General features: G+C 66.4%; 22 protein-coding genes. 11 read left to right on the top strand and 11 right to left on the bottom strand.

Annotation, left to right across the window (positions count from 1 at the left end; all coding sequences use genetic code 11):
* Positions 1-43: 43 nt before the first annotated feature.
* A complete protein-coding gene (gene ppk1 / locus ACAD63_RS11490; protein ID WP_434032659.1) occupies positions 44-2,179 on the bottom strand; it encodes a polyphosphate kinase 1 in 2,136 nt (711 codons plus the stop codon).
* A 147-nt stretch (positions 2,180-2,326) separates the two neighbouring features.
* Between ppk1 and ACAD63_RS11485 the strand changes: the two genes are divergently transcribed.
* The gene (locus ACAD63_RS11485) at positions 2,327-2,632 is read left to right on the top strand and encodes a hypothetical protein (protein WP_135705305.1); all 306 of its coding nucleotides are present in this window, start codon (positions 2,327-2,329) and stop codon (positions 2,630-2,632) included.
* 98 nt (positions 2,633-2,730) lie between these two features.
* On the opposite strand, the gene ACAD63_RS11480 is transcribed toward ACAD63_RS11485, so the two are convergent.
* Complete coding sequence (locus ACAD63_RS11480) at positions 2,731-4,176, bottom strand: efflux transporter outer membrane subunit (protein WP_434032658.1); 1,446 nt, start codon at positions 4,174-4,176, stop codon at positions 2,731-2,733.
* Between the two features lie 93 nt (positions 4,177-4,269).
* Between ACAD63_RS11480 and ACAD63_RS11475 the strand changes: the two genes are divergently transcribed.
* The 3 genes from ACAD63_RS11475 (at position 4,270) to ACAD63_RS11465 (ending at position 9,283) form a co-directional block, all read left to right on the top strand.
* Complete coding sequence (locus ACAD63_RS11475) at positions 4,270-4,887, top strand: TetR/AcrR family transcriptional regulator (RefSeq protein ID WP_133096215.1); 618 nt, start codon at positions 4,270-4,272, stop codon at positions 4,885-4,887.
* Positions 4,888-5,012: 125 nt separating this feature from the next.
* On the top strand, positions 5,013-6,140 hold the full coding sequence (locus tag ACAD63_RS11470; protein ID WP_195427661.1) for an efflux RND transporter periplasmic adaptor subunit: 1,128 nt from the start codon (positions 5,013-5,015) through the stop codon (positions 6,138-6,140).
* A complete protein-coding gene (locus ACAD63_RS11465) occupies positions 6,137-9,283 on the top strand; it encodes an efflux RND transporter permease subunit (protein ID WP_240745868.1) in 3,147 nt (1,048 codons plus the stop codon). The genes ACAD63_RS11470 and ACAD63_RS11465 overlap by 4 nt, the downstream gene beginning before the upstream one ends.
* A 125-nt stretch (positions 9,284-9,408) precedes the next feature.
* On the opposite strand, the gene ACAD63_RS11460 is transcribed toward ACAD63_RS11465, so the two are convergent.
* Positions 9,409-10,776 carry an MFS transporter gene (locus tag ACAD63_RS11460; protein WP_135705307.1) on the bottom strand — a complete coding sequence of 456 codons (1,368 nt, stop codon included), beginning with the start codon at positions 10,774-10,776 and terminating at the stop codon, positions 9,409-9,411.
* 337 nt (positions 10,777-11,113) lie between these two features.
* Between ACAD63_RS11460 and ACAD63_RS11455 the strand changes: the two genes are divergently transcribed.
* The 3 genes from ACAD63_RS11455 (at position 11,114) to ACAD63_RS11445 (ending at position 12,985) form a co-directional block, all read left to right on the top strand.
* Entirely contained in the window at positions 11,114-11,677 is a 564-nt protein-coding gene (locus tag ACAD63_RS11455) for a TetR/AcrR family transcriptional regulator (protein WP_133096218.1), read from the top strand.
* Positions 11,678-11,704: 27 nt separating this feature from the next.
* Complete coding sequence (locus tag ACAD63_RS11450; RefSeq protein ID WP_133096219.1) at positions 11,705-12,151, top strand: winged helix-turn-helix transcriptional regulator; 447 nt, start codon at positions 11,705-11,707, stop codon at positions 12,149-12,151.
* Positions 12,152-12,274: 123 nt separating this feature from the next.
* Complete coding sequence (locus ACAD63_RS11445) at positions 12,275-12,985, top strand: TetR/AcrR family transcriptional regulator (RefSeq protein ID WP_133096220.1); 711 nt, start codon at positions 12,275-12,277, stop codon at positions 12,983-12,985.
* A gap of 17 nt (positions 12,986-13,002) precedes the next feature.
* Here the strand turns inward: ACAD63_RS11445 and ACAD63_RS11440 are convergent, their stop codons facing one another.
* From ACAD63_RS11440 to ACAD63_RS11425, 4 genes are all read right to left on the bottom strand, one after another.
* The gene (locus ACAD63_RS11440) at positions 13,003-13,869 is read right to left on the bottom strand and encodes an FAD binding domain-containing protein (protein WP_133096221.1); all 867 of its coding nucleotides are present in this window, start codon (positions 13,867-13,869) and stop codon (positions 13,003-13,005) included.
* Positions 13,866-16,238 (bottom strand): xanthine dehydrogenase family protein molybdopterin-binding subunit, encoded by a 2,373-nt coding sequence (locus ACAD63_RS11435; RefSeq protein WP_135705309.1) that lies wholly within the window; start codon positions 16,236-16,238, stop codon positions 13,866-13,868. Before ACAD63_RS11435 ends, ACAD63_RS11440 begins: the two co-directional genes overlap by 4 nt.
* The gene (locus tag ACAD63_RS11430) at positions 16,235-16,732 is read right to left on the bottom strand and encodes a (2Fe-2S)-binding protein (protein ID WP_434032657.1); all 498 of its coding nucleotides are present in this window, start codon (positions 16,730-16,732) and stop codon (positions 16,235-16,237) included. Before ACAD63_RS11430 ends, ACAD63_RS11435 begins: the two co-directional genes overlap by 4 nt.
* 121 nt (positions 16,733-16,853) lie before the next feature.
* A complete protein-coding gene (locus tag ACAD63_RS11425; protein WP_434032656.1) occupies positions 16,854-17,333 on the bottom strand; it encodes an SRPBCC family protein in 480 nt (159 codons plus the stop codon).
* 425 nt (positions 17,334-17,758) lie between these two features.
* Here ACAD63_RS11425 and ACAD63_RS11420 point away from each other — a divergent pair, with 425 nt between their 5' ends.
* From ACAD63_RS11420 to ACAD63_RS11405, 4 genes are all read left to right on the top strand, one after another.
* Positions 17,759-18,943, top strand: coding sequence for an acetyl-CoA C-acyltransferase (locus ACAD63_RS11420; RefSeq protein ID WP_434032655.1), 1,185 nt, complete (start codon positions 17,759-17,761; stop codon positions 18,941-18,943).
* A gap of 28 nt (positions 18,944-18,971) precedes the next feature.
* On the top strand, positions 18,972-19,763 hold the full coding sequence (locus ACAD63_RS11415; RefSeq protein WP_135705312.1) for an enoyl-CoA hydratase/isomerase family protein: 792 nt from the start codon (positions 18,972-18,974) through the stop codon (positions 19,761-19,763).
* Positions 19,764-19,765: 2 nt separating this feature from the next.
* The gene (locus ACAD63_RS11410; RefSeq protein ID WP_434032654.1) at positions 19,766-21,703 is read left to right on the top strand and encodes an acyl-CoA synthetase; all 1,938 of its coding nucleotides are present in this window, start codon (positions 19,766-19,768) and stop codon (positions 21,701-21,703) included.
* A 102-nt stretch (positions 21,704-21,805) separates the two neighbouring features.
* Positions 21,806-22,807 (top strand): tripartite tricarboxylate transporter substrate binding protein, encoded by a 1,002-nt coding sequence (locus tag ACAD63_RS11405; RefSeq protein WP_434032653.1) that lies wholly within the window; start codon positions 21,806-21,808, stop codon positions 22,805-22,807.
* Between the two features lie 48 nt (positions 22,808-22,855).
* Here the strand turns inward: ACAD63_RS11405 and ACAD63_RS11400 are convergent, their stop codons facing one another.
* From ACAD63_RS11400 to ACAD63_RS11385, 4 genes are read right to left on the bottom strand one after another with little or no spacing between them, the layout of a single operon-like run.
* The gene (locus ACAD63_RS11400) at positions 22,856-23,665 is read right to left on the bottom strand and encodes an oxepin-CoA hydrolase, alternative type (protein WP_195427656.1); all 810 of its coding nucleotides are present in this window, start codon (positions 23,663-23,665) and stop codon (positions 22,856-22,858) included.
* 37 nt (positions 23,666-23,702) lie between these two features.
* Positions 23,703-24,641: a 2-dehydropantoate 2-reductase gene (locus ACAD63_RS11395; RefSeq protein WP_135705316.1), complete on the bottom strand. Its 939-nt coding sequence runs from the start codon at positions 24,639-24,641 to the stop codon at positions 23,703-23,705.
* A gap of 12 nt (positions 24,642-24,653) precedes the next feature.
* Positions 24,654-25,112: a MaoC family dehydratase gene (locus ACAD63_RS11390; protein WP_133096231.1), complete on the bottom strand. Its 459-nt coding sequence runs from the start codon at positions 25,110-25,112 to the stop codon at positions 24,654-24,656.
* Between the two features lie 42 nt (positions 25,113-25,154).
* Complete coding sequence (locus tag ACAD63_RS11385) at positions 25,155-26,342, bottom strand: thiolase family protein (RefSeq protein WP_195427655.1); 1,188 nt, start codon at positions 26,340-26,342, stop codon at positions 25,155-25,157.
* Between the last annotated feature and the right edge of the window lie 85 nt (positions 26,343-26,427).

Here is a 26,427-nt window from a genome sequence, read left to right as displayed (position 1 = left end):
CCCATTTCACCCCGCCCTGTTCGTCGAACCGTCGAAGGGGCACTCAGGTCAGCGCCGACAGCAACATGTTCTGCGCTGCCTCGCCGTCCTGTGCAAGCTGACGTTCATAGGTCCCGCCAGGCGTCATCACCCACGTGTCGCGCCGGTCGGAAAGGTACGGCTTCAGCCCTTCGGCAATGACCCTCCCCTTCAGCCGGGGATCCAGAATGGGAAAACAGATCTCGATCCGCCGGGACAGGCTTCGTTCCATCCATTCGCCGCTGGACAGCATGACCTTCTCCGCCCCGCCGTCGTGAAAGTAGAAGATGCGCGAGTGCTCGAGAAACCGGCCCATGACCGATTTCACTGCGATGTGCTCCGACAGGCCGGCAACGCCCGGCCGCAGTGCGCAGGCGCCCCTGACGATCAGGTCGATACGCACGCCTTCACGCGAGGCATCGTATAGCGCCTGGATCAGTTCCGGCTCCAGCAGTGCATTCATCTTGGCGATAATCCTTCCCTTGCGCCCGGCCTTGGCGTGCTCGGCTTCGCATCGGATCGCCGCCAGCAACTGCTTCTTCATGGTAAACGGCGATTGCCAGATATGGGTCATGCTGTGCGTCTGCCCGCGCCCGGTCAGCTGGCTGAAGACTTGTGCCACGTCCTGCGTCAGCGCTTCGTTGCAGGTCAGCAATCCAAAATCCGTATAAGCGCGCGAGGTCTCGAGGTGATAGTTTCCCGTGCCGAGATGGACATAGCGCCTGAGCTTCCCCCCCTCCCGGCGCAACACCATGACCATCTTGGCGTGCGCCTTGAAACCGACGACGCCATAGACAACATGCGCGCCGACTGCCTCCAGTTGCGCCGCCCAGCCGATATTCGCCTCCTCGTCGAAGCGGGCCAGCAATTCCACCACGGCGGTGACTTCCTTGCCGTTGCGCGCAGCCTCGATGAGTGCCGACAACAGGACCGAGTCGTGCCCGGCGCGATACACGGTGTGGCTGATCGCCACGACATCGGGATCCTGTGCCGACTGCCTGACGAAATCGACGACCGGTGCAAATGACTGGAACGGATGGTGCAGCAGGATGTCGCCGTCGCGCATGGCGCGGAAGACGTCGGCATGCTCCCTCAATATCTTCGGCACGCCGGGCCGGAAAGGCGTGTATTTCAGCTCCGGCCTGTCGACCTGGTCCGGCACCTGCATCAGGCGAACCAGGTTGACCGGCCCGTTGACCGAAAATACTTCGCCCGGCGCCAGCCCGAACTGTTCCTGCAGGAATGTCGTCATTGCCGGGGTGCAGTTGTCCGCGACTTCCAGCCGGACCGCGTCGCCAAGATGGCGGTGCGGCAGTTCGCCTTGCAGCGCCTCGCGCAGGTTCTTGACTTCTTCCTCGTCCACGAACAATTCGCTGTTCCGGGTCACACGGAACTGATAGCAGCCCCGTATCGACATACCGCTGAAAAGCTCGCCGACATGGGCGTGAAGGATGGACGAGAGAAAGACGAAGCCATGCTCGCACCCCGAAACGTCAGCGGGCAGTGCGATGACACGTGGCAGCGCCCGTGGCGCCTGCACGATCGCATTGCCGGAGTTGCGGCCGAACGCATCCTTGCCCTCCAGCTCAACCGCGAAGTTCAGGCTCTTGTTGAGAATGCGCGGGAACGGATGCGCGGGATCCAGCCCGATGGGTGTCAGGACCGGCATCAGCTCGGCGAAGAAGAAATCGCGAATCCAGGCCTGCTGCACGGCGTTCCACGATGGCCGTCGCAAAAAGCAGATCTGCTGCTCTGCCATGGCTGGGATCAACACGTCATTGAATAGGCGATACTGCTGATCGACCAATTCACGCACCCGCTGGTTGACCGCGGCATAGACGACCTGCGGCGTAAGCCCGTCGGGGCCGACTACCGGCGACTGAAGCGCGCACTGTTCCTTCAGGCCCGCCACGCGGATTTCGTAGAACTCATCCAGGTTGCTGCTGAAGGTGCACAGCGCACGCAGGCGCTCGAGCAGCGGAATGGCGGGATCGGCCGCCTGCTGCAGGACGCGGCTGAAAAATTCCAGCTGGCTGAGTTCGCGGTTGATATAGAACTCATTGCCATTGGGCAAGCTCTCCTCATCCACCAGAGGGCCCGGGCGCCCCGCGCCCCGAGCACCCGGCGACCCGTGCTGCATGAAGCTGGATTCGCGTTTCATGATTCCGTGCCGAAGAGAGTTCTTTCCAGATTCTAGCTGGCGTATCGCGCATATCGGCGCGATTCTGATTCTGGCGTTCGCGAAAAATGCAATCCCTGCGCAGCAGCCTCGTCCTAGAATAATCCGACCTGCCCAATGGAGTTGCCAATGACACAGGAAATATCATATGCGAGCGAGACCACGCCAGAAGGCCTGGCGAGATTAATCGAGCACATCAGGCATGCCGTGGGGCAAGGTGATCTTGACCCCGAGTTTGTCCACAAACTGGCCAAGCGGATCTGCAAGGAGTTTCAGGAGATGAAGGCCGCCAGGCCGGGAGCTACTGAACTGGCAGACCTCGAGTCGAGCATCGAAACGCTGCTGCTGGCCGCGGACAGCGGGCATGGCGCCAGGCTGACCAGGTCCTTGCAAAAGTTGCGTGAAACTGAGGGCGCGAGTCCGGCTTCTCACTAGCGGCCGTATTAATGATTTCGCCGGGGCTTTTTATTATGTTGTTAATTCAGGAATCCCAGGCGTTGCCTGCTTGCCGGAATCCGTGCTGCAGTTATGCCTTACAAGGCGGTTGCCGGCTCCCAACCGCCGCCCAGCGCCTTGAATGCCGCCACGGCGGCGCGGGCGGATTCGGTCTGCGCCTGCGCCCTGGCATCGGACGTCCGCAGCAGGCTCTCGTCGGCTAGCAGCACTTCGATCAGGCGTACGACACCCTTCTGGTAGGCGGCAAGCGAGGCGTTTCGCGCCTGCGTCAGCGAGGCTTCGCCCTGCGCCAGCGTGCCGGCCTGGTCTTCACGCCTGACCAGGGCGGAGAAGGCATTTTCGACATCTTCGGTCGCACGCAGCACGGCCTGCCGGTATGCCGCCAGCGCTTCCGCCTCCTGGCCGCGGGCCAGGTCGATCTGGGCGTTGATGCGGCCGAAATCGAACAGGCGCCAGCGCAAGCCCAGCACGCCCGCCGCCTGGCTCGCGCCCGCGGAAAACAGGTTGCCGCCGGCCACGGTCGTGGCGCTGCCCAACAGGGCGCTGAGCGAGAACCTGGGGTAGTACTCGGCAATGGCGACACCGATGCGAGCGTTGGCCGCCGCCAGCCGGCGCTCCGCGACAATGAGGTCCGGCCTGCGTCGCAGCAGGTCCGCCGGCGAACCCGTACCGGCGAGCTGCGGCGCTGCGGGAATCGTTCCGGCACCGCCGAGTTCGGCGCGGTACGTGCCCGGCGGAACACCCAGCATCACGTCGAGCGCGTTCAACGCCGCATCGAGCCCTGTTTCCAGCACCGGCACGGTGGCGCTGACCTGGGCCAGCGCGCCTTCGGCCTGCCGGACTTCCAGCCCGGCGGCAAGGCCCTTGCCGAACAGCAGCCCAACCGTGGAGAGCAATTTCTGCTGGGTCTCCATTTGCCGCCTGGCGATGCCGAGACGGGTCTGCAATCCACGCACAGTGATGTAGAGATCCGCCGTCTGCGCGGCCACCGCGAGGCGCGTCGCGGCCGCGCCCGCGGTCGAGGCCTGGTACTCCGCCAGCGCGGCTTCGCGCCCGCGGCGCAGTCCGCCGAAGACGTCCAGTTCCCAGCCGGCGCCGAGGTTTGCCTCGTAGAGGTTGCCATACCTGTCAAAGCCCGGCGTGGCATTCAGCAGCTTGCCAAGCGGCGTCTCGACCGACTGGTAGCTCCGCCCCGCCTGCGCGCTGACGCTGCCGGACGGCAGCAAGGCCGCAGTGGCCGTGCCGAGTCCCGCGCGTGCCTGGGCGACGCGCGCCGACGCCTGCGCCAGGTCCAGGTTCTGCGCTAACGCCAGCGACACCAGGCGGGTCAGCACGGGGTCGCCGAAACCTTCCCACCACGTCGTCAGCTCGGCCGGCGGCGAGGCCTGCCTCTGTTCGACGCCGGGCTTTCCCAGGTAGCGTTCCGAAACCGGCACGTCCGGCTTTCTATAGTCAGGGCCGACAGCGCAACCCGCCATGACGCCGGCACTCAGCAGCAGGGTTAGAGAGCGAGGAAAAAGCATGGAGGTTGAGTACTCGGAAACGATCGGAGGTGTGACTATATTATAAAATGGTCACTGGTTGTCAATGATCATCTGCCACGGTAAGCTGACCGAATGACCGAAACCACACCCTCTGCCCTGCCTTCCCGCGGCCCCGCAGACCACAATGTCCGCTCCCAGATCCTTGAGGCGGCTACCGAGCACTTCAGCCTCTATGGCTACGAGAAGACGACGGTTTCCGACCTCGCCAAGGCGATCGGGTTCTCCAAGGCATACATCTACAAGTTCTTCGGTTCCAAGCAGGCGATCGGTGAAGTGATCTGCGCCAACTGCCTGGGCGCGATCACCACCGAGGTCGACGAGACCCTTGCTGCCGTGCCGACAGCGTCGGAATGCTTGCGGCGGCTGTTCAAGACGCTGGTCGATGCCGGCGTGCGCCTGTTCTTCCAGGACCGCAAGCTCTACGCGATTGCCGCGGCGGCCGCGCAGGAGCGGTGGCAGCCGGTTCTCGCCTATGAGGACCACATCCGGGCTCTCGTGATGCGGATCATCCTGGAGGGGCGGAAATCCGGGGAGTTCGAGCGCAAGACACCGCTGGACGAGACCGTCAACGGCATCTACCTCGTCATGCGTCCCTACATCGATCCGCTGCTGCTGCAGCACAACCTCGACGTTGCCGCAGAGGCTCACGCGCAGCTTTCCAGCCTGATACTGCGCAGCCTGGCTCCGTAAGTGGCGTAAAAAAAACTCCCCAAGCGGCGTCGTCGCCGCTCCCTCATTGCGACCGCTTTGTGACCATTGACTAAAATGGTCACACGGACAATAATTCAGGTCCAGTCTCGCGTAGAGAGGACCTTATGCTTCAGCGCCGAATCGCTTCATCCGCCGCCGCGTGCGTGTTGCCACTTGTTCTAGCTGCTTGCGGCGGGCCGCCGGCGCCCGATCCCCGCGTCCAGCCCCCGCTGGTCCGGGTCGGAGTCGTCCAGGACCCGGCCGCCGCGACGCGTTCTTTCACCGGGACCGTTGCCGCGCGGGTCCAGGGCGACCTGGGCTTTCGAGTCTCCGGCAAAGTCCTGGAGCGGCTTGTCGATACGGGTCAGGCCGTCAAGCGCGGCCAGCCGCTGATGCGCATCGACCCGAACGACCTGAAGCTGGCAGCGCACGCGCAGCAGGAGACGGTAGTTGCCGCGCGCGCACGGGCCAGGCAAACGGCGGAGGACGAAGCCCGCTATCGCGACCTGGTCGGGACCGGCGCGGTATCGGCCTCGGCCTACGACCAGATCAGGGCCGCGGCGGAATCGGCCAGGGCCCAGCTCAAGGCAGCGGAAGCCCAGGCCGACGTGGCAAGGAATGCCACCGGCTACGCGGTCCTGGCCGCTGACGCCGACGGCGTTGTCGTGGAAACGCTGGCCGATGCCGGGCAGGTCGTCAATGCCGGCCAGGTGGTGGTGCGCGTGGCGCATGCGGGGCGGCGCGAGGCCGTCGTCCACCTCCCGGAAACCCTGCTGCCGCCGGTGGGCTCGGTCGGCGAGGCGACCCTCTACGGCAATGACACGCTGACGGTGCCGGCAAGGCTGCGGCAGCTTTCCAGCGCGGCGGACCGGCAAACCCGCACCTACGAAGCGAGGTACGTGCTCGAAGGCGCGCTGGCCGAAGCCCCGCTCGGAGCGACCGTGATCCTCCGGATCCCGGAAGTCCGCCGCGCTGCGACGCAGGCCGACCTGCAGGTACCGATCGGCGCGATCTTCGATCCGGGCAAGGGCCCGGGCGTGTGGGTGCTGAACGGAAAGTCCAATCGCGTCAGCTGGCGCCCGGTCAAGGTACGCAGCCTGGACGACGATGCCGCGCGCGTGGCGGGCGACCTCCGGGCCGGCGACCGGATCATTGCGCTGGGTGCCCACCTGCTGCGCGAGGGCGAGCAGGTACGGATCGCGGCAATCGGGCCCCGCGCCACGCAGGCTTCGGGCGAGGGAGCGCAGCAATGAGTGGTTTCAACCTTTCTGCGCTCGCGGTGCGCGAGCGATCGGTCACGCTGTTCCTGATCATCCTGGTGTCCGTGGCAGGCGTCATCGCCTTTTTCCAGCTCGGCCGCGCGGAAGATCCCGCCTTCACGGTGAAGACCATGACCGTCATCACGGCGTGGCCGGGAGCGACGGCGCAGGAGATGCAGGACCAGGTGGCCGAACGGCTGGAAAAGCGCATGCAGGAATTGCGCTGGTACGACCGCACGGAGACCTACACGCGGCCCGGCCTGGCGTTCACCACCGTAACGCTGCTCGACAGCACCCCGCCAGCGGAGGTCCAGGAAGAGTTTTACCAGGCGCGCAAGAAAATCCGGGATGAGTCCGCCGCGCTGCCTGCCGGCGTGATCGGCCCGCTCGTCAACGACGAATATTCGGACGTGACCTTCGCGCTGTTCGCATTGAAGGCAAAGGGCGAACCGCAGCGGGCCCTGGTGCGCGACGCCGAAGCCTTGCGCCAGCGCCTGCTGCACGTCGCGGGCGTGAAGAAGGTGAACATCATCGGCGAACAGTCCGAGCGCATCTTCGTCAGCTTTTCCCATGACCGCCTGGCCACGCTGGGCATCTCGCCGCAGGACATCTTCGCGGCGCTGAACAGCCAGAACGCGCTTACCCCCGCCGGGTCGATCGACACCGCGGGTCCGCAGGTCTTCATCCGCCTCGACGGCGCCTTCGACAAGCTGCAGAAGATCCGCGACACGCCGGTGGTGGCGCAGGGCCGCACCCTCAAGCTTTCGGATGTCGCCACGGTGGAACGCGGCTATGAGGACCCGGCGACCTTCCTCGTCCGCAACAACGGCGAACCCGCGCTGCTGCTGGGCGTCGTGATGCGCGACGGCTGGAACGGCCTGGACCTCGGCAAGGCGCTGGATGCGGAAGTGTCGGCGATCAATGAAGCCTTGCCGCTGGGCATGAGCCTGGCCAAGGTGACCGACCAGTCCGTCAACATCAGCGCATCGGTCGACGAGTTCATGGTCAAGTTCTTCGTCGCGCTGCTGGTGGTGCTGGTAGTGTGCTTCGCGAGCATGGGCTGGCGCGTCGGCATCGTCGTGGCGGCCGCCGTGCCGCTGACGCTGGCCGCGGTGTTCGTCGTCATGGCGGCCACGGGCAAGAACTTCGACCGCATTACCCTGGGCGCGCTGATCCTGGCGCTGGGCCTGCTGGTGGACGACGCCATCATCGCGATCGAGATGATGGTGGTCAAGATGGAGGAAGGCTACAGCCGCATTGCCGCCTCCGCCTATGCCTGGAGCCACACCGCCGCGCCGATGCTGTCCGGCACGCTGGTCACGGCGGTGGGCTTCATGCCCAACGGCTTTGCGCGCTCCACGGCCGGCGAATACACCAGCAACATGTTCTGGATCGTGGGCATTGCCCTGGTCGTGTCCTGGATCGTCGCCGTCGCCTTTACGCCCTACCTGGGCGTCAAGCTGCTGCCCGAGATCGGCAAGGCCGAAGGCGGCCACGATGCCATCTATGGCACGCCGAACTACAACCGTTTCCGGCGCCTGCTGGGGCGCGTCATCCGGCGCAAGTGGATCGTGGCCGCGGTGGTGGTGGGCGGCTTCGTAGTGTCGGTGCTGGGCATGGACATCGTGAAGAAACAGTTCTTCCCGACCTCCGACCGCCCCGAGGTGCTGGTCGAAGTACAGATGCCCTATGGCAGCGCGATTGCCCGGACCAGCGCGGCCACGGCCAAGGTGGAAGCCTGGCTCGCCCGCCAGCCGGAGGCGAAGATCGTGACGGCCTACGTGGGCCAGGGCGCGCCCCGCTTCTATCTCGCCATGTCGCCGGAACTGCCGGATCCCTCCTTTGCAAAGCTCGTGGTGCGGACCGACAGCCAGGCCGAACGCGAAGCGCTGAAGGCCCGCCTGCGCCAGGCCATTGCCGACGGGCTGGCCCCCGAGGCGCGCGTGCGCGTCAGCCAGTTGGTATTCGGCCCTTACTCGCCCTTCCCGGTGGCATTCCGCGTCGCAGGGCCGGATCCGGACAAGCTGCGTGCGATTGCGGCGGACGTGCGCCGCGTGATGGAGAACAGTCCGCAGATGAGAACCGTCAATACCGACTGGGGATCGCGTGCGCCGGCCTTGCACTTCACGCTGCAGCAGGATCGCTTGCAGGCCGTAGGCCTGACTTCCAGCGGCGTCGCGCAGCAATTGCAGCTTCTCCTCAACGGCTTGCCGGTCACTGAAGTGCGCGAGGACATCCGCTCGGTGCAGGTGCTGGCGCGCGCCGCGGGAGACATACGCCTGGATCCGGCGAAGATCTCCGGCTTCACGCTGACCGGCGCGGCAGGACAGCGCATTCCGCTGTCCCAGGTTGGCACCGTCGACGTGCGCATGGAAGATCCGATCCTGCGCCGCCGCGACCGTACGCCGACGATCACGGTACGCGGCGATATCGCCGAGGGATTGCAGCCGCCCGATGTGTCCGCGTCGATCCGGCAGCAACTGGAGCCGATCCTCGCAAAGCTGCCGGCAGGCTACCGGATCGAGCAGGCAGGCGCCATCGAGGAATCCGACAAGGCCACCAAGGCGTTGCTGCCGCTGTTCCCCATCATGCTGGCCCTGACCTTGCTGATCATCATCCTGCAGGTGCGTTCGATCTCCGCCATGGTCATGGTGCTTGCCACCAGCCCGCTCGGACTGATCGGCGTCGTGCCGACCTTGCTGCTGTTCCGGCAGCCGTTCGGGATCAACGCCCTGGTGGGGCTGATCGCGCTGTCCGGCATCCTGATGCGCAACACGCTGATCCTGATCGGACAGATCCACCAGAACAAGCAGGCGGGCATGGCGCCGTTCGACGCGGTCGTCGAAGCGACGGTGCAGCGTACCCGTCCGGTGCTTTTGACCGCGCTGGCCGCAATCCTGGCCTTCATTCCGCTGACCCAGTCGGTGTTCTGGGGAACGCTGGCCTACACGCTGATCGGCGGCACCTTTGCCGGCACGGCGCTGACGCTGGTGTTCCTGCCGGCGATGTATGCCATCTGGTACCGGATCAGGGTGCCTGCCGATGCCAGCGAGAGGGATCCCGGCAAGCCTGCGATCGCGCTGCATCGCGCGGATACTGACGACGGTGGCGCGGGCACTCCCGCGAGCACCGCATGACCCGGGCGGCCGCGACCGTCATGGCGCGGCCGCAGGGCCGGGAGCCCGCGCCCGCCGCCCCCGGGCAAGCGGGGCAGGCCCATGTCTGTCATGCCTGGATCAATACCCGGGGGCCAACAGATGGGTCATGCCTCGTTGGCAACAGCCGCCTGCTGCGATGGCTTCGCGTCCGCCGCCATGCCCTTGGCCGCGACGGCGATGGCCGCGAGCACGGATGGCACGGCCAGGATGCTCAGGATCGCGCTCATGCCCAGGCCCAGCTGCAACAGCGTGCCGCCGGCAACGGCGCCGAGGATGCCGCCAAAGCGCCCGATGCCGAGCATCCAGCCGACGCCGCAGGCGCGGCCCTGCGTTGGATAGAACGAGGCGGCCAGCGCCGGCATCGAAACCAGGCCCGCCCCCATGAACAGCCCGGCGACCGGCGTCAGCATCGTCAGGTATGAGCCACTGCTGGCGTGGCCCATTGCCAGCGTAAACACGCCGGCAAAAAAATAGGCCACACCGATCACGCGGTGCGGATCGATGCGGTCCATCAGCCAGCCACATGCCATGGCGCCCAGCGTGCCACCCAGCGGAAACAGTGCCGCGATCAGCGCCGCCTCGGCCGGGGTCGCGCCGGTTTCGTTGACCAGCGTCGGCATCCAGCTCGTCACCAGGTAGAAGACCAGCACGCCCATGAAATAGGTCGTCCAGAGCATGAAGGTGCCCATCCGGTATTTCTGCGACAGGATCAGCCCGAGCGGCGAGCGCAGCTTGTCGGCGTGGTCATCCGGCAAGGTGAAGCGCGATGCCTGGAATTGCGCGGAACCTGCGATGCGCCGCAACACCGAACCGATGCGCTGCGCCGGCCAGTCGCGCAGCACCATGAACCGGATCGATTCCGGCAACGCCAGCACCATGACGGCAAGGACCAGCGGCACCACGCCGCCAACGACAAAGACGCTGCGCCAGCCGAATTCCGGAATCATCACCGCGGCAAGGAAGCCGCCGCCCGCAGCACCCAGCGTGAACCCGCAAAACATGCTGTTCACCAGGAATGCGCGGCGCCTGGCGGGCGCATATTCGGCCAGCAGTGTCGTCGCGTTGGGAATGGCTGCGCCCAGCCCCATGCCCGTCAGGAAGCGCCAGCCGGACAGCTCGACCGCGGAAGCCGCCGTCGCGGTGGCCAGGCTGAACAGGCCGAAGACCGCCACCGATACGCCCAGCACGGGCTTGCGCCCGAACCGGTCGGCAAAGGGCCCGGCGATCAGCGCGCCAAGCGCAAGCCCAACCAGCGAAGCGCTCAGCACATTGCCCATCGCCAGCTTTGAAACGCCCCACTCCCTGGTCAGCGACGGCGCCACATAGCCGATCGCGGCGGTGTCGAAGCCATCCGCCACCACCACCAGGAAGCAGACGATAAGAATCATCCATTGGTAGGGAGAGAATCTCTGGCTGTCGATGAACGCCTGGACGTCAACCGTCCCCGGCGAGCTGGATTGCTGTGGTTTCATGCGCGTTGTCTCCATTGTCTGTCATGCAATGATGATCGTCATATCAAAGGGCGAACGATCGCAGCGGCCATGACGTTCCCCACGCCGCTCGCCGCGCGATTCCTGCAATGCCCCCGCTGATGTATCCAGCGTCTACATGCTAGTCAGGCGATGCGGCAGGGTCAAGGACGATCACCCCGCCACGGCGTTGGTGCTATCCCTAGTGAAGGAGGTGGCGTGAGTCCCTCGGCAGCCACATTTCCCGGCGCGGCGGGCAGACTTCGGGAAGCGCCCGATGCAATGACGATCGTAATGCTATATATTGCAGAGACTCACCTGCCGTTGCCGTCTCCCGATCATGCGCTACTCGCTCGACCAGAAAGCTGAAACCCACAAGCACATCGTGAAGGCCGCCTCGACGCAATTCCGCAAGCATGGCGTCAACGGCATCGGCGTTGCGCAGCTGATGAAAAGCGCCGGCCTCACGCATGGCGGCTTCTACGCGCACTTCGAATCCAAGGACGCGCTGGTGGCCGAGGCCATCGACGCGGCCTTCGACCAGACCATGGATTTCCTGAAGGATGCGACCTCGGTGGCCTCTTCCCGGCAGCGCAGGCAAGCCGTCGTCCAGGCGTATGTGAACAGGAAGCACCGCGACAACCCCGGAGCGGGCTGCGCCATCGCGGCGCTCGGTGCCGATGTGTCGCGGCTTGACGCGAAGACGCGCAAGCGCTTCGAGGCGCGCGTGACAGCGCTGGTCGATGCCATCGCCGGGAGCGATGACGAAGCTGCGCGCAAGGACGCCATCGTTACGCTGGCGGCCATGGTCGGCGGGATGGTGCTGGCGCGTTCGGTCAGGTCGGAAGCGCTGTCCGGCGAAATCCTGGATGCAGTCCAGGCCGGGCTCCACGCCGGCCTGTAGGCGAGCGCCTACAGCACCCGAGCCGACATGAGCCAAGCCCGCTTCCTCGCGATGCCCTGTCCCGTGGCACATGCATCGGCAGTATTGGGCGAGCGCTGGGTCATCCTGATCCTGCGCGAAGCGTATTACGGGTCGACACGGTTCGAGGAGTTCCAGCGCCGGCTCGGCATCGCTTCCAACATCCTGAGCGCCAGGCTGCAGGCGATGACCGATCATGGCCTGCTGGAGCGCAGGAGGCTCGAGGGCAGCACGCGTTGCGCCTATTTCCTGACCGACAGCGCGCGCGATTTCCTGCCGACGTACCTGAGCCTCAAGGCGTGGGCGGAGCGATGGGTCGCGGAACCCAAGCGGCGCGCCAAGCGCTTCGTCGACAAGCAGACCGGCAGCGAGATCGTGGCGCCGCCGTTGTCGCGCGCCGATGGCTCGCCGATCGTCTTCGATGACATCCAGGTCATCGACGCCCAGGTACGTTAGCGGCCCCTCTGCGGTCCTTTTGCAGCCCGCCCGGTAGCTGGCACGCCTGCGCGCCGCAACAAGCGAACACGCGACGGGTTGGCGCTAATATTGAGGCCTGACGAAACCGCGACCCGCATTTTCATGACCACCACCACCAAGCGCCCGGCCCGCCAGAGCTATCACCATGGCAACCTGCGGGAAGAAATGATCCGTTGCGGCCGCGAGATCCTCGCCAGCCAGGGCGTCCATGGATTGACGCTTCGCTCCGCGGCCAAGCTCGCCGGGGTCTCGCACGGCGCGCCGCGCAACCAGTTTTCCGACAAGGAGGGCCTGCTGGCCGCGATCGCTACAGAAGGGTTCCGGGAGCTGGTCGCGGTGCGGCGCGCCCGCCTGTCGCCCGAGATGGGCGCCGAGGCCCGGCTGCTGACGATCATGGATGGCTACATCGAGTTCGCCGTCAAGCATCCCGCGCTGTTCTACCTGATGTTCGGGCCGCAGATCGAGGATAAGGAGCGGTATCCGGAACTGCTGGAAGCAGGCAGCGCTTCTTACCAGTTGTTGTCGGGAGCCGTCCAGGACTACTTCCGCGAGAACGGTCTTGCCGAGCAGTTCGACGACATGATGGTGCGCTGCGCCTGGTCGGCCATGCATGGCGTCAGCATGTTCTTCAGTGCCAGGCCAACGGGGCCCAGCCCGCGCCCGCGCGTGGCGCTGGCCCAATGGCGGCAGAGCGTGCAGCAGTTCGTGCTGACCGGCCTGCTGGCAGCGGGCCATAAGAAAAAAGCCGCGGCGGCCGACGAGGCCGCCGCAAGCAAACCGAAGGCGAGGTCACGCAGCGCCGCGCAGACGTGACCTCTCCCTCGGGAGACTCAGGTTGTGCCCGGCGCCTTCAGCGCATCGGCAAGCGCGCGCTTCAGCATCACCCGGCCCAGTTGCAGCCGGTATGCCCCATCGGCAAAGTTGTCCTCCAGCGGGGGCACGTTGGCGAACGCGGCTTCGACGATGTCGTCGACCTTGTCCGGCAGGTCCGCGAAGCTGCCTTCCAGCAACGCCCCGGCCTCCCAGGCGCGGAATGCGGTATCGGCAACGCCGGTGATGGCAATCCTCCCCCAGGTATAGCCGTCCTTGCCGATGTTGATCGCAACGGCCGCCGCGGCCACCGCATAGCCCGACGACGGATGGCGGAATTTGCGGTAGCCAACCCGTGCCGGCGCCGGCAATGGCACATGGATGCGCGTCAGGATTTCGTCCGGCGCGACCGCAGTCGCCATGAAGCCGGCAAAGAACTCCGGCGCCGGAATGCGCCGGCTCCCGTGTGCGCCGACGACTTCCATCTCGGCGTCCATGGCAAGCACGACAGCCGGCCAGTCCGCCGACGGATCCGCGTGCACCAGCGCGCCGCCGATGGTGCCGCGGTTCCTGACGGTCGGATCGGCTATCACCGCGGCGGCCAGCGGGAACAACGGCGCCAGCTGCTTCAGTTCCGCGCTCGCCTCGAGTTCGGCGTGCGTCGTGGCGCTGCCGATGGAAATGGTTTCCTCATGGACCGCGATCCCACGCAGCTCGGGCAGTCGGCCGATGTCCACCAGCAGTGCGGGCCGCGCCAGCCTGAGCTTCATCATCGGCAGCAGCGTGTGGCCTCCGGCCAGGATCTTCGCCTCGGGATTCTGGACCAGCAGGGAGAGTGCCTGCTGCACGCTGCCGGCCCTGAGGTATTCGACTTCGTAGGGAATCATGTCGCGCTCCGGCTTTGTTGGATGGCACGCCAGACCTTCGGCGGCGTCAGCGGCATATCGAGATGGGATATGCCGAATGGCTTCAGTGCATCGCAAACCGCCGCCACCACCGCGGGCGGCGCACCGACGCAGCCCGCCTCGCCGATGCCCTTGACGCCGATCGGATTCGACGGCGCCGGCGAGACATGGAAGCCGGTGCGCATGCGGGGGATCTGCTCGATGCGCGGAAAGCCGTAGTCGAGCAGCGAACCGGACAGCAACTGCCCGGCATCGTCGTAGCTGGCTTCCTCATACAGCGCCTGGCCGATACCCTGTGCGATGCCGCCGTGCATCTGGCCGTGGCAAAGCATCGGATTGATCAGGACCCCGACGTCGTCGACCGCCACATAGTCGAGGATCGTCACGACGCCCGTCTCGGCATCGACTTCCACAACCACGGCATGGCAGCCATTCGGCGCTCCCAGGGCGACCGGCTCATAGAAGACGCGTTCATCCAGCCCTGCTTCAAAATCGCGGGGCAGCTTGTGCGCAAGGTATGCCATTCTTGCAACCTGCGAGAACGGGATAACGGTGGGATTGGCTGCGCTCGAGAAACGGCCATCTGCATAGTTCACTTCCTCTTCCGGGACTTCCAGCATGAAGGCGGCGATGCGCCTGGCCCTGGCCAGGATCTTGCCCGCTGCCATGTAGGCGGCACTGCCGCCCACGGGCATCGAGCGTGAGTTGAACGTCCCGTGGCCAGCCAGCACGCGGTCGGTGTCGCCCTGCACGACGTCGATATCTGCCATCGGCAACTGCAAGGCATCCGCGACGATCTGCGCGAAACTGGTGGCATGGCCGTGGCCCTGCGGCATCGAGCCGCTGAACAGCGTGACCTTGCCATCGGAGTGCACGCGGATATGCGCGCTTTCCCAGCCGCCGCGGTTGAACCCGACCTTTTCCAGCATCGGCGAAATGCCCATGCCGACCAGCTCCAGATAGCAGATCACGCCAATGCCGATATATCTGCCCTGCTCGCGCAGCGCCGCCTGCTGCTCGCGCCAGCGCCGGTAGCCGATCAGCTCGGTTGCCTGGTTCAGGCAGGCTTCGTAATCGCCGGAGTCCCATTTGCCGCGCGCGCCGTCGTGCGGCAGATATGGGAACTGGTCGGGTTGCACCAGGTTGCGGCGCCGCAGTTCGACCGGGTCCAGGTCCAGTTCGCCCGCCACGGCGTCCATCAGCCGCTCGATGATGTATGCGGCTTCCGGCCGGCCGGCGCCGCGGTAGGCGTCGACCGGCGTGGTATTGGTCGTCACCAGGTTCACTTCCACGTCGACCGAGGTAATCCGGTAGTTTCCCGTGATGTAGTTGGCCGTGTTGACGGTAGGGATGCCCGTCGCCATGTTCGACAGGTAGGCGCCGAGGTTGGCGTACGAGCGCAAGCGGATCCCCAGCACCTTGCCGTCGCTGGTGACGGGGGCTTCCACATACTCGGTATGCGCACGGCCATGGGTGGTCGCGACGAAGTTCTCGCTGCGCGTCTCGGTCCAGCTCACCGGGAGCCCGAAATGCCTGGAAGCGAACGCCACCAGCACCTCTTCCGCATAGAAGTGCATCTTCGCGCCGAATCCGCCGCCGATATCGGGTGCCACGATCCGGACCCGGTGCTCGGGCCAGCGCAGGGTTTCCGCCAGCCAGCGTCGCGACATGTGCGGGACCTGGGTCGGGACGATAAACGTGAGGCGCTCGTCGGCCGGGTCGAAGTTTGCGCACAGGGCGCGGGGTTCGAGCGGGCTGGGTATCAGCCGCTGGTTGACCAGCCGGATCGATACGACGCGGTCGGCCCGTTTCAATGCGTCCTCGTAGCTGCCGCCCTTGAGCCGGAAAGTGCCGATGTGATTGCCCGGCACGTTATCGTGGAGCTGGGGCGCGGAGTCCGCCAGCGCGGCTTCCGCATCGACGACCGGCGGCAATTCCTCGTAGCTCACCGAGACGAGTTCGGCCGCATCCGCCGCGATTTCCCGGCTCCCGGCAACCACCATCGCCACGGCTTCGCCGACGTACCGTACGCGCTCCGCCGCGAGGGCCGGATGAGGCGGCACCCTGGAATTGCCCACCACCCAGTTCGGCCGGATGTCGCCGACCTTGCCCTCGATATCCGCGTAGGTCAGCACGCCAACCACGCCGGGAAGCGCGCGCGCGGCCGAGGTGTCGATGCCGGTGACGCTGGCGTGGGCATATGGCGACCTGACAAAGGCGGCGTAGACCATGCCAGGGAACCGGTGGTCGTCGGTAAACCTGCCCTGGCCACTCATCAGCCGCTTGTCTTCCCGTCGCGTGACCGACTTGCCGATATACCGGGTCGTGCTGCCGTTCAGTGCTTCGCTCATCTGGAGGCCTCCGCTTGCATCACGGCCTGCGCTTCCCGCAGCCTGGTCGCGGCGAGCAGCACCGCATCGACGATGTTCTGGTACCCGGTGCAGCGGCACAGGTTGCCATGCAGCGCCTCCCTGACATCGGCCTCGGCCGGCTCCGGCTGGTGCCCGAGCAGCGCGCGCGCCGCCAGCAGCATTCCCGGCGTGCAGAAACCGCACTGCAAGCCATGCAGTTCGTTGAAGGCCTGCTTGAGGGCGTCGGTCGTGCGGTCATGCTCCATTCCCTCGATCGTGCGCAGTTCGCAGCCGTCGGTTTGCGCGGCAAGCACCGTGCATGACTTCACGGTCGAGCCGTCCAGCAGGACCGTGCAGGCGCCGCATTGGGACGTATCGCAACCGATATGGACGCCGGTCAGGTGCTTCTGGTCCCGCAGCATATGCACCAGCAGCCGCCTTGGCTCGACCTCGGTCGCACCGGTCACGCCATTGATGGTGTTTTCAATTTTCACGGTCGCCTCTGTGTCTCCGTTATCACCTTCAGCATCAGTCGACGCGATGCGTATAGTATTACGATCATCATACTAAAGGTCAAAAAATTTTTGGTGCACTACGCTCCATCCGGAAGCTTGCTTAGGAAGACGCTTCAAGGGAGGAGGCACTTCGCTCCATCTCCTGCGTGACCAGCCGCTCAAAGCGGGAAAAGAACTCCGCGAGGAACTTGTTCGCCACGGAACCCACCAGGCGGGATCCGATCTGTGCGAGCTTTCCGCCGATCTGGGCCACGGCCACGTAGTGCAGCGAGGTCCCGCCATCGGCGTCTTCCAGCCGGACATCGGCGCCCAGCTTGCCGTATCCCGCGACGCCACCGCTGCCGTTGCCTTCGATGTGATAGCCGATGCCTTCTTCGTGGCCGGAAAAGCGGACGTTTCCCTTGAAGCGGGCCTTGATCGGCCCGACTGCCGCGACGATGACCGCGTCATAGCTGCCATCCTCCGCTTGCCCGTACTGCTCGCATCCCGGCAGGCACTGCTGCAAGGTCGCGGGATCATTCAACCGCTTCCAGACCTCTGCCCTGGAAGCATTGATTACCTGTGTGCCAGTGAATTCCAATATCTGCTCCTTTCGGCTGCTGCGATGTCGTCACCGCATGGCCGGACGCTCAATGTATCCAGCGTCTATATCGTAGGGAGCGCATCGGCCAGCGTCAAGGAACGGGACGCCATTTGCCCCTAGTGCTAACCCCTAGCGCTCCCAATCGGCTGGCGCCGCGATGCCAACGCTTTGACGGGGTGGTAAACCCGACCTTGCCCAACGACTCCTTGACGCCGTTGCAACGGCAATCCTAGGATGTAGACAGTGGATACACTGGGTGCCCGCGCCTGACCGCACTGGCGCAACCAGGCAAGCGAAGCATCCGGCCTCTCACGCTTCCGATTGCGGTCCGACGCAACCACAGGCGCCTAAATCTATCCACTGTCTATATTCGATCCGGCGGGCCGTCAACGCCCCCTTCCATCCACTCCAAAGGAGAATCCATGTCGCGTGCAGTGATCGTTTCGTTTGCCCGCACCCCGATCGGCAAAGCCACCCGGGGCGCATTCAACATGACCCATGGCGCAACCATGGCGGGCCATGCCATCCAGCATGCCGTCCAGCGCGCGGGAATCGACGGCGCTGAAGTCGAGGACATCATCTTCGGCTGCGGCCAGCCCATCGCCGCAACCGGCGGCAACGTTGCCCGGCAAGGCGGCATCCGCGCCGGCCTGCCGGTCTCCGTCAGCGGCACCACCCTGACCCGCTTCTGCGCCTCCGGCCTGCAGGCGGTCGCGTTTGCCGCGCAGCGCGTGCTGATCGACAAGGTGCCGGTGATGGTGGCGGGCGGCGTCGAATCCATCAGCCTGTCGCAGCCGGTCACGCTGAAGGTCGCCCAGCAGGAGGCGTGGCTGGCGAAGCATCGCCCCGACGTCTACCTGCATATGATCGATACGGCCGAAATCCTGGCCGAGCGCTATGGCATGTCGCGCGAGCGCTCCGACGAGTTCGCCCTGCGCAGCCAGCGGCTCACCGTCGAAGCACAAAAGGCAGGCCGCTACGCCGACGAAATCGTCCCGCTGGCAACGGTGAAGGCGGTGAAGGACAAGGTGACCGGCGAGACGTCGACGGTGGAATGCCTGCTCGAGGCCGACGAAGGGGTCCGTCCCGACACCACGGTGGCGGGCCTGGGTGCGCTGCCCGCCGTGAAGGGCGAGGGCTACCAGGTGACGGCCGGCAACTCCAGCCAGCTGTCCGACGGCGCCGCGGCGCTGGTGGTGATGTCCGAGCGTGAGGCCGAACGCCGCGGCCTGGAACCGCTCGGCTACTTTGTCAGCCTGGCCACCGCCGGCGTGGAACCGGACGAAATGGGCGTCGGCCCGGTGCGCGCGGTGCCGCGCCTGCTGGAGCGCAACGAGCTTTCCATCGACGACATCGACCTGTGGGAGCTCAACGAAGCCTTTGCCTGCCAGGCGCTGTACTGCATCGACAAGCTCGGCCTGCCGCTGGAGCGCGTCAACGTCAATGGCGGCGCCATCGCCATCGGCCACCCCTATGGCATGACCGGCGCGCGCCAGACCGGCCACATCCTGCTCGAAGGCCGCCGCCGCAAGGCCAAATATGGCGTGGTGACCATGTGCGCCGCCGGCGGCATGGGCGCAGCCGGCCTGTTCGAGTTCATCCACTAAGCACCCCATAGCGATAACGGAGACACCGATGACCGATATCACCGAGTACGACACCGTCTTCATCGACCGCGACGGCCCCTGCGCCGTCGTCACCATGAACCGGCTGGAGAAGTACAACGCGCTGAACACGGGACTGCGCAGCGACCTTTACGCGGCGCTGTCGTCGCTGATGGCGGACCGGACGGTCCGCGGCATCGTCCTCTGGGGCGGCACCAAGGCCTTCGTGGCGGGCGGCGACATTCCCGAAATGCTCGCGCGCCGCCCGATCGAAGCCTTCGTGCCGACCAGCGGCGCGCCCGACCTGTGGGCGCTGATCCATCACAGCACCATCCCCGTGATCGCGGCCATCGCCGGACCGTGCTTTGGCGGCGGCCTGGAGCTCGCGATGGCGTGCGACCTGCGCGTCGCCGCAGACAATGCCCTGATGGGCCAGACCGAGACCAACGTCGGCCTGATCCCGGGACGCGGGGGCACGCAGCGGCTGACCCGGCTGGTCGGCGCGACACGCGCCAAGGAAATGATCTTTACCGGCGAAATCATCAAGCCCGACGAGGCCTACCGCATCGGCCTGGTCAACAAGGTGGTGCCCGCGGACGAACTGCTGGCGGAAGCCAAAGCCTACGTGCACCGCATTGCCGAGAAGTCGCCGCACTCGATCGCGATGGCCAAGCTGATGATCAACAACGGCCAGGACGCCACGCTGGATACCGCGCTGATGCTGGAACAGCTGGCCTTTGCCACGCTGTTCAGCACCGAAGACATGCATGAAGGCGGCGAAGCATTCCTCAACAAGCGCCGTCCGGTCTATCGCGGAGTCTGATCATGACGCAGCTCACTACACGCGTGCAGGCAGCCGCCAACCTGGTGCAGCCAGACCCCTACCGGCCGAGGCTGACGGTGACGGCGCTTGCCGATATCCGCCGCTTCGAGCAGACACCGCTGGCCGAGCGCCGCCTGCCCGACAGCACCTATGAGTTGCTGCGGCTGGCGCGCGACCGCGCGCCGGAGGCGCCCGCCCTGCACTACTTCACCTCCGGCGACGAACTGGCGAAGTCGGTCACCATCACCCATGCGCAGATGTTCGGGCGCATCACGCAGACCGCCAACCTGCTGCACTCGCTCGGCCTCGGCGCCAGTGACGTGATCGGGGTGCTGATGCCGGTAACGCCGGAATCGCAGTACGCGATCTGGGGCAGCGAGGCCACCGGCATCGCCTGCCCGGTCAACTGGATGCTCGAGCCCGAGATCATCGCGGCGCTGCTGCGCAACGCCGGCGCCAAGGCGGTGATCGCCTACGGTCCCGACCCGGATATCGAAGCCTGGAACAAGGCCATGCTGGTGCGCCGCGAATTGCCCGGCGTGCAGCACTGGATCAAGGCGGGCGGCGGCAAGGCGAGCGAGCCGGGCATCGTCGACCTGGACGCCGCGCTCGAGCGCTTCGACGGCGACTCGCTCGACAGCCAGCGCGTGTTCTCCCCGGCGGACACCGCTTCGATGTTCCATACCGGCGGCACCACCGGCACGCCCAAGCTGGCGCTGCACACGCATGGCAATGAAGTGGCGATGGCGTGGATCAGCGCGATGCAGATCGACGTGCAGCCCGAGGATGTCCGCGTCTGCGGCGTGCCGATGTTCCACGTCACCGGCGTGCTGACCAATTGCCTGATGCCGCTGGCCCGCGGCGCCTCGGTGGTGATGCTGACGTCCAGCGGCTGGCGCGATCCCTCTGTCATCCGCAACCTCTGGCAGATCGTCGAACACTTCGGCGTCACCGCGCTCGGCATGGTGCCGAGCGTGGTCAACATGGCGCTGAATATCCCGGTCGGCGACGCCGACATCAGCTCGCTCAAGGCGGCCAGCTGCGGCACCGCGCCGTTGTCGGTGGCCGTTGCCGAAGCCTTCGAACGACTGACCGGCGCGCTGATCTTCGAGGGCTACGGCCTGACCGAAGGGACCGCGCTCAGCGCCACCAACCCGCGCTATGGCCAGCGCCGCATCGGCTCCATCGGCCTGCCGATGGCCTACCAGGAGATGAAGGTCGTCAAGGTGGCGGACGGGCGCATCCAGCGCGACTGCGCGCCGGGGGAACCCGGCATCGTGGTGGTGCGCGGTCCCAACATCTTCGCGGGCTACCTGAATCCCGAGCAGAACAAGGGCATCTGGTTCGACGGCGGCTGGTTCAATACCGGCGACCTGGGTTATGCGGATGAGGACGGCTACTTCTGGCTGACGGGGCGGGCCAAGGACCTGATTATCCGCGGGGGCAACAATATCGACCCGCGCATGATCGAAGAGGCGCTGTATCGCCATCCCGAGGTCTTCGATGCCGCCGCGGTCGGCCTGCCTGACGCACACGCCGGGGAGCTGCCGGTGGCGTATGTCGCGCTCAAGCCGGGCAGCACCTACCCGCTCGGCCGGATCAAGCACTACGCCTATGAGGTGATCCCGGAACGCGCCGCCGTGCCCAAGCAGTTCTACCTGGTCGATGCCATTCCCAAGACCGCGGTCGGCAAGATCCAGAAGAATGCGCTGCGCAGCGACGCCGTGCTGCGGGCGCAACGGCAGATGCTTGCCGAGGTCAATGCGCAGTCGCCCGTGCCGCTTGTCGATATCCGCATCGACGACCGGGGCGATCAGGGGCTGCTGTCCACGCTGGTGCTGCCGTCCGCGCTGAGCGCCGAAGAGCGGGAGGCCGCGGTCGCGAGCATCGACAAGGCCTTCACGACGCTGACGATCAAGTACGCGGTGGTCTACGAATAGTCCGCAGTCCGCCCGGCAGCTCTCACCAGAAGCAGTGCCTGCCGGCAGCCGCCCCATCGCGGGATGCGCTGCCGGCCAGCACAATCCATAGAGGAGACAACCATGACTATCCAGCTATCGCGCCGGCGCCTGCTGCAAACGGCCTGCGGCGCCGTGCCGGCCATGCTCGCGCCATCCTGGCTGCGCGCCGAAGGAACCTATCCGGGCAAGCCCGTTGTGATCAAGGTAGCATTTCCCGCCGGCGGTCCGGCCGATGAGTCGATCCGCGCGGCAGCCGTCGTGATGAAGCGAAGCCTTGGACAGAACGTCATTGCCGACAACCTGCCGGGGGCGAGCGGCTCGATCTGTGCCATGAACGTACTGCGCGCCGCCAACGACGGCTACACCCTGCTGGGAACGACCGGCATCGACTTCCTGGTCGCGCCGCTGACCATCGCCTCGGCCAGGTATGCGCCGGAGAAGTTCAAGCTGGCGGGCTTCAGCGGGATTTCCGATTTCATCCTGGTGTCGAATCCCACGTTGTCGTTCAGAAACGTCGACGAGGTCATCGCCTACGCGAAGAACCCGAAGAACCGCCCGTTGTCGCTGGCGCACTGGGGCCCAGGCTCGGCACCCCACCTGGTCGGCGCCGACTTCCAGGCCCGTACCGGCGTGCGCTTCCTGGAAGTCCCGTACAAGGGCGCGGCACCGGTCACCAGCGATATCGCGGGTGCGCAGGTAGACCTGACCTTCATTCCGATGGGCGGCCCGACCTACGGCATGATCAAGTCCGGCCGCTTCCGGCCGATCGGCGTCGCCAGCAAGGCACGGCATCCGTCGCTGCCCGATGTGCCGGCGCTGGCCGAAACCAGCGGACTTGCCGACTTCGAGTACAGCCAGTGGGCAGGGGTGCTGGCGCCGCCGGACACCCCGGACCCCGTGGCGGCACGGCTGGTGGAAGCCATGAATGCCTGGGTGGGCAGCCCGGAAAACCGCACCCGGCGCTCCGTCAACCTGCAGCGCGCGATCGAGCCGATGACGATGGCGCAGGCACAAGCCTTCCTGAGCACCGAACACGCCAAGCTGACCCGTATCGCCAGGAGCCTGAAGCTCGCCGGCCAGTAGGTCGGACAGTAATGCCCGGCGGCAATGCCGGGCAGCCGTGCGCCGCGGCTATGCCGGATCGCCGCGGCGCAAGCGGGCAAAGTCCACGGGACGCTTCTCCAGGAAGGCGGCGATGCCCTCCGCGGCTTCTGCGCCGCCCTGGGCCACGGCCATCGATACCCGTTCCGCTTCGAGCTGGTCATCGAGCGTGCGTTCGTGCGCATGCCGGCACAGCGCCTTGATCGAAGCCAGCGCCTGCTGCGGGCCCTGGGCAAGCCGCGCCGCCAGCGCGATCGCCGCCGCGCCGGCCTGCCCCGCCTCCACCAGCTGGTTGACCACGCCGAACTGCTGCAACTGCTCGGCCGTGATCCGGTCGCCGCTCAACGCGAGCTGCGTCAGCACCTGCCGCGACAGGCTCTGCGCCAGCAGGCCCGTGATGCCGCCATCGGGTGTCAGCCCCACTTTTACATAGGCAATCGAGAAGGCCGCGCCGGCGGATGCCACCAGCAGGTCGCAGGCCAGTGCCAGCGAGAAGCCCGCGCCCGCCGCGCCGCCCTCCACCGCTGCGACGATCGGCTTGGGAAAGTCGCGCAGCTTGCATACGACGTCGTGCAGGTGCCCCAGCTTCTCGATGCGCTCGCCGTAAGTCAGTTCGCGCCGCTTGCTGATCAATGTCAGGTCGCCGCCCGCACAGAAGTAGTCGCCGGCGCCGGTCAGCACGATAGCGCCGATCGCCGGATCGTCCGCGGCGGCGGCCAGAGCGGCGCGGATGTTGTCATAAAGATCCGCCGCGATGGCGTTGCGCTTGCCCGGGTTGTTGATGGTGAGCACGCGCACGCTGCCTTCGGTGCGTTGCAACAGGGAGGAAAAATTCGTCATGTCGTGATTCTTGATGGCTTGAGTGGGCGGACGCGGTTCAGGCAGTAGCCTGGCTGGCAGCGCGCTGGCGCTCGTAGACCTGCAGGTGGCAATAGGCCGTGCGGCTCAACGGCAGCTCGTTCCCGTGGGCGGCGGCGCGCCGGATCAGGTCGCCGACGATGGCGTCGGCTTCGATGCGTGGCGCGCCCTGCGCAATGTCCCGCATCATCGACGCGGCCCAGGTCGAGGTTTCGTCCAGCAGCCGTGACTGCATGGCGGCCGCAACGGGTTCGGGAATGGCATGGCCGCACAGTCGCGCCACCGTGCGGCATTCGGCCATTGCATCGAGCATCAGCCGGCGGCCATCCTGCGTCTTCATGATGTCCGCCACCGAGCCGCGCATCAGGCATGTCATCACTGCCCCGGCGGCGATCATGGCCCATTTGTTCCAGAGTTCCTGCCCGATGGCGCCCGATATTTCACGCGTGCCCGCCGCTCGCGACAGCAGCGCGTGGAATTCCGCGGCAATTGCCGACGCCTGCGCGGCACGCGACCCGATCACGAGCCGGTCCATGCGGCCGGCGTGCATGACGGTTCCGTCCGCCGCCAGCGTGGTCGCAATGTAGGCGACCCCACCCAGCACGCGTTCCCTGCCAAAGCACTGGTCGAGCGAGTCATAGGCGCCGAGCCCGTTGAGCAAGGGCAGCACCGCGGTGTCCCGGCCCACGGCGGGACTGACCGCCCGGATCGCGTCGGCCAGGTCGTAGGTCTTGCATGCCAGCAGGATGAGGTCGTACTGCGCGTCTACCTGGCCCGCCAGCGCGGTCCTGACCGGGCGATGGAAGTCGCCGAGTTCGCTGCGTATGGCAAGGCCGTGGCGTTCCAGCGCCTGTGCGCGGCCGGGCCGCACCAGGAAGGTGACGTCCGCGCCCGCCTCGATCAGCCGCGCGCCGTAGTAGCCGCCCATGGCGCCGGCGCCGAGTACCAGTATCTTCATGGTGCCTCCCGACTACGCCGTGCCGCCGGGACGGCACTGCACCACCAGGTTGACGACGCCGGCCTGCACCGCTTCGTCATGCTGGTTGAAGGTCGTGATGCGCACCTTGACGATGCCCTGGTCAGGACGCGATTTGGACGTCCGCACCTCCAGGATCTCGCTCTCGACACGCAGTGCATCGCCGGGCCGCACCGGCCTGGGCCAGCGCAGCTCCTCGAAGCCCGCGCCGATGATGCCGCCCGCGGGCCGGAGCTCGCCGTCGACCAGCAGGCGCATGGTCAGCGCCGCCGTGTGCCAGCCGCTCGCGGCCAGGCCGCGGAACAGCGTGTCGCGGGCAGCGGCTTCATCGAGGTGGAACGGCTGCGGGTCGAACTCGGCAGCGAAGGACTTGATCCGCTCGGGCTCGACGGTCAGCCGCCCCGAACCATATTTCTGGCCTGGCGCCAGATCCTCGATAAATTGGATGTTCATGGTTTGCTCCTCCAGGTGTTGATTGCGACGGCAACCGACGGATCAGGCCAGGGCCTCGAGCGCCAGCGCGATTCCTTGTCCTCCGCCGATGCACAGCGTGACGATGCCGCGCCGGATGCCGTCCGCGCGCATCGCATGCAGCAGGCGCGTCGTCAGCACCGCGCCGGTCGCGCCGATCGGGTGGCCGTGGGCGATCGCGCCGCCGTCGACATTGATAATGTCGTGGGGCAAGCCCAGTTCCGCCGCCACGGCCAGCGGCACGGCGGCAAAGGCTTCGTTGATCTCGATGCGCTCGATGTCGCCCAGCGCCCAGCCGGCGCGCTGCAACGCCTGCCGCACCGCCGGGACGGGACCCAGGCCGAACATGCCGGGCTCGACGGCGCCGACCCCGTAGGCCGCCAGCCGGCCAAGCGGCTCCAGCCCGCGGGCTTCGGCCAGCGAACGCTCCGCCACGATCATGGCCGCGGCGCCGCTGTTGAGCCCGGGAGCATTGCCGGCGGTGATGGTGCCGTCGGGGCGGAACGCCGGCTTGAGCCGGCCGAGCGCCTCCAGCGTGGTATCGGGCCGGTTGGCTTCATCCACCTCGAAAGACGTCGTACCGCCCTTGCCCTTGACCGCCACGCCGGCGATCTGGCCGGCGAACCGGCCGTTCGCCTGTGCCCGCGCGAAATTGCGCTGCGAACGTTCGGCCCAGCGATCCTGCGCCTCGCGGCTGAGCTCATAGCGGGCGGCAAGGTCCTCGGTATGCCATCCGGAATGCTCGCCCGAGAAGGCGTCGTGCAGTCCGTCGTACAGCATGCTGTCACGCAGCACGGCATCGCCCATGCGCTGGCCCCAGCGGCCGGACGTCATCAGGTAAGGCGCGCGGTCCATGTTCTCCATGCCGCCGGCGACGGCGATGTCGACATAGCCGAGGCGCACCTCGTCGGCGGCCGTGGCGATCGCCTGCGCGCCCGAGCCGCAGACGCGGTTCACGGTCATCGCCGGAACCGACACCGGCAGCCCCGCGCCGATGGCGGCCTGCCGTGCCGGATTCATCCGGTTGCCGGCCTGGATCACATTGCCGAACACCACGCTGCCGACCTCGCCCGGATCGATACCCGCGCGTTCCACGCTGGCCCGGATCGCCGCGGCGCCGAGTTCGGTTGCCGCAATGGACTTCAATGAGCCGTTGTAGGCGCCAATGGCGGTCCGCACCGGCTGACACAGCACGACATCTCTTGCATGCATTGCTTTCTCCCTGCCAAAAAACCAATGATCAATCGGTCACACGCGCTTCAGTCGTGGCGCCCTGCGGCAAACGCCCGGCGGCCGG

This window comes from Cupriavidus sp. a3, assembly GCF_051015765.1.
Lineage (GTDB): Bacteria > Pseudomonadota > Gammaproteobacteria > Burkholderiales > Burkholderiaceae > Cupriavidus > Cupriavidus oxalaticus_A.
Note: the sequence above shows the minus strand (reverse complement) of the source record. Positions and strands in the feature narration are given on the sequence as shown.

Coding starts and splice junctions, on each gene's coding strand:
- ppk1 (WP_434032659.1), bottom strand. CDS start 2,179: ATGAAACGCGAATCCAGCTTCATGCAGCACGGGTCGCCGGGTGCTCGG.
- ACAD63_RS11485 (WP_135705305.1), top strand. CDS start 2,327: ATGACACAGGAAATATCATATGCGAGCGAGACCACGCCAGAAGGCCTG.
- ACAD63_RS11480 (WP_434032658.1), bottom strand. CDS start 4,176: ATGCTTTTTCCTCGCTCTCTAACCCTGCTGCTGAGTGCCGGCGTCATG.
- ACAD63_RS11475 (WP_133096215.1), top strand. CDS start 4,270: ATGACCGAAACCACACCCTCTGCCCTGCCTTCCCGCGGCCCCGCAGAC.
- ACAD63_RS11470 (WP_195427661.1), top strand. CDS start 5,013: ATGCTTCAGCGCCGAATCGCTTCATCCGCCGCCGCGTGCGTGTTGCCA.
- ACAD63_RS11465 (WP_240745868.1), top strand. CDS start 6,137: ATGAGTGGTTTCAACCTTTCTGCGCTCGCGGTGCGCGAGCGATCGGTC.
- ACAD63_RS11460 (WP_135705307.1), bottom strand. CDS start 10,776: ATGAAACCACAGCAATCCAGCTCGCCGGGGACGGTTGACGTCCAGGCG.
- ACAD63_RS11455 (WP_133096218.1), top strand. CDS start 11,114: ATGCGCTACTCGCTCGACCAGAAAGCTGAAACCCACAAGCACATCGTG.
- ACAD63_RS11450 (WP_133096219.1), top strand. CDS start 11,705: ATGAGCCAAGCCCGCTTCCTCGCGATGCCCTGTCCCGTGGCACATGCA.
- ACAD63_RS11445 (WP_133096220.1), top strand. CDS start 12,275: ATGACCACCACCACCAAGCGCCCGGCCCGCCAGAGCTATCACCATGGC.
- ACAD63_RS11440 (WP_133096221.1), bottom strand. CDS start 13,869: ATGATTCCCTACGAAGTCGAATACCTCAGGGCCGGCAGCGTGCAGCAG.
- ACAD63_RS11435 (WP_135705309.1), bottom strand. CDS start 16,238: ATGAGCGAAGCACTGAACGGCAGCACGACCCGGTATATCGGCAAGTCG.
- ACAD63_RS11420 (WP_434032655.1), top strand. CDS start 17,759: ATGTCGCGTGCAGTGATCGTTTCGTTTGCCCGCACCCCGATCGGCAAA.
- ACAD63_RS11415 (WP_135705312.1), top strand. CDS start 18,972: ATGACCGATATCACCGAGTACGACACCGTCTTCATCGACCGCGACGGC.
- ACAD63_RS11410 (WP_434032654.1), top strand. CDS start 19,766: ATGACGCAGCTCACTACACGCGTGCAGGCAGCCGCCAACCTGGTGCAG.
- ACAD63_RS11405 (WP_434032653.1), top strand. CDS start 21,806: ATGACTATCCAGCTATCGCGCCGGCGCCTGCTGCAAACGGCCTGCGGC.
- ACAD63_RS11400 (WP_195427656.1), bottom strand. CDS start 23,665: ATGACGAATTTTTCCTCCCTGTTGCAACGCACCGAAGGCAGCGTGCGC.
- ACAD63_RS11395 (WP_135705316.1), bottom strand. CDS start 24,641: ATGAAGATACTGGTACTCGGCGCCGGCGCCATGGGCGGCTACTACGGC.
- ACAD63_RS11390 (WP_133096231.1), bottom strand. CDS start 25,112: ATGAACATCCAATTTATCGAGGATCTGGCGCCAGGCCAGAAATATGGT.
- ACAD63_RS11385 (WP_195427655.1), bottom strand. CDS start 26,342: ATGCATGCAAGAGATGTCGTGCTGTGTCAGCCGGTGCGGACCGCCATT.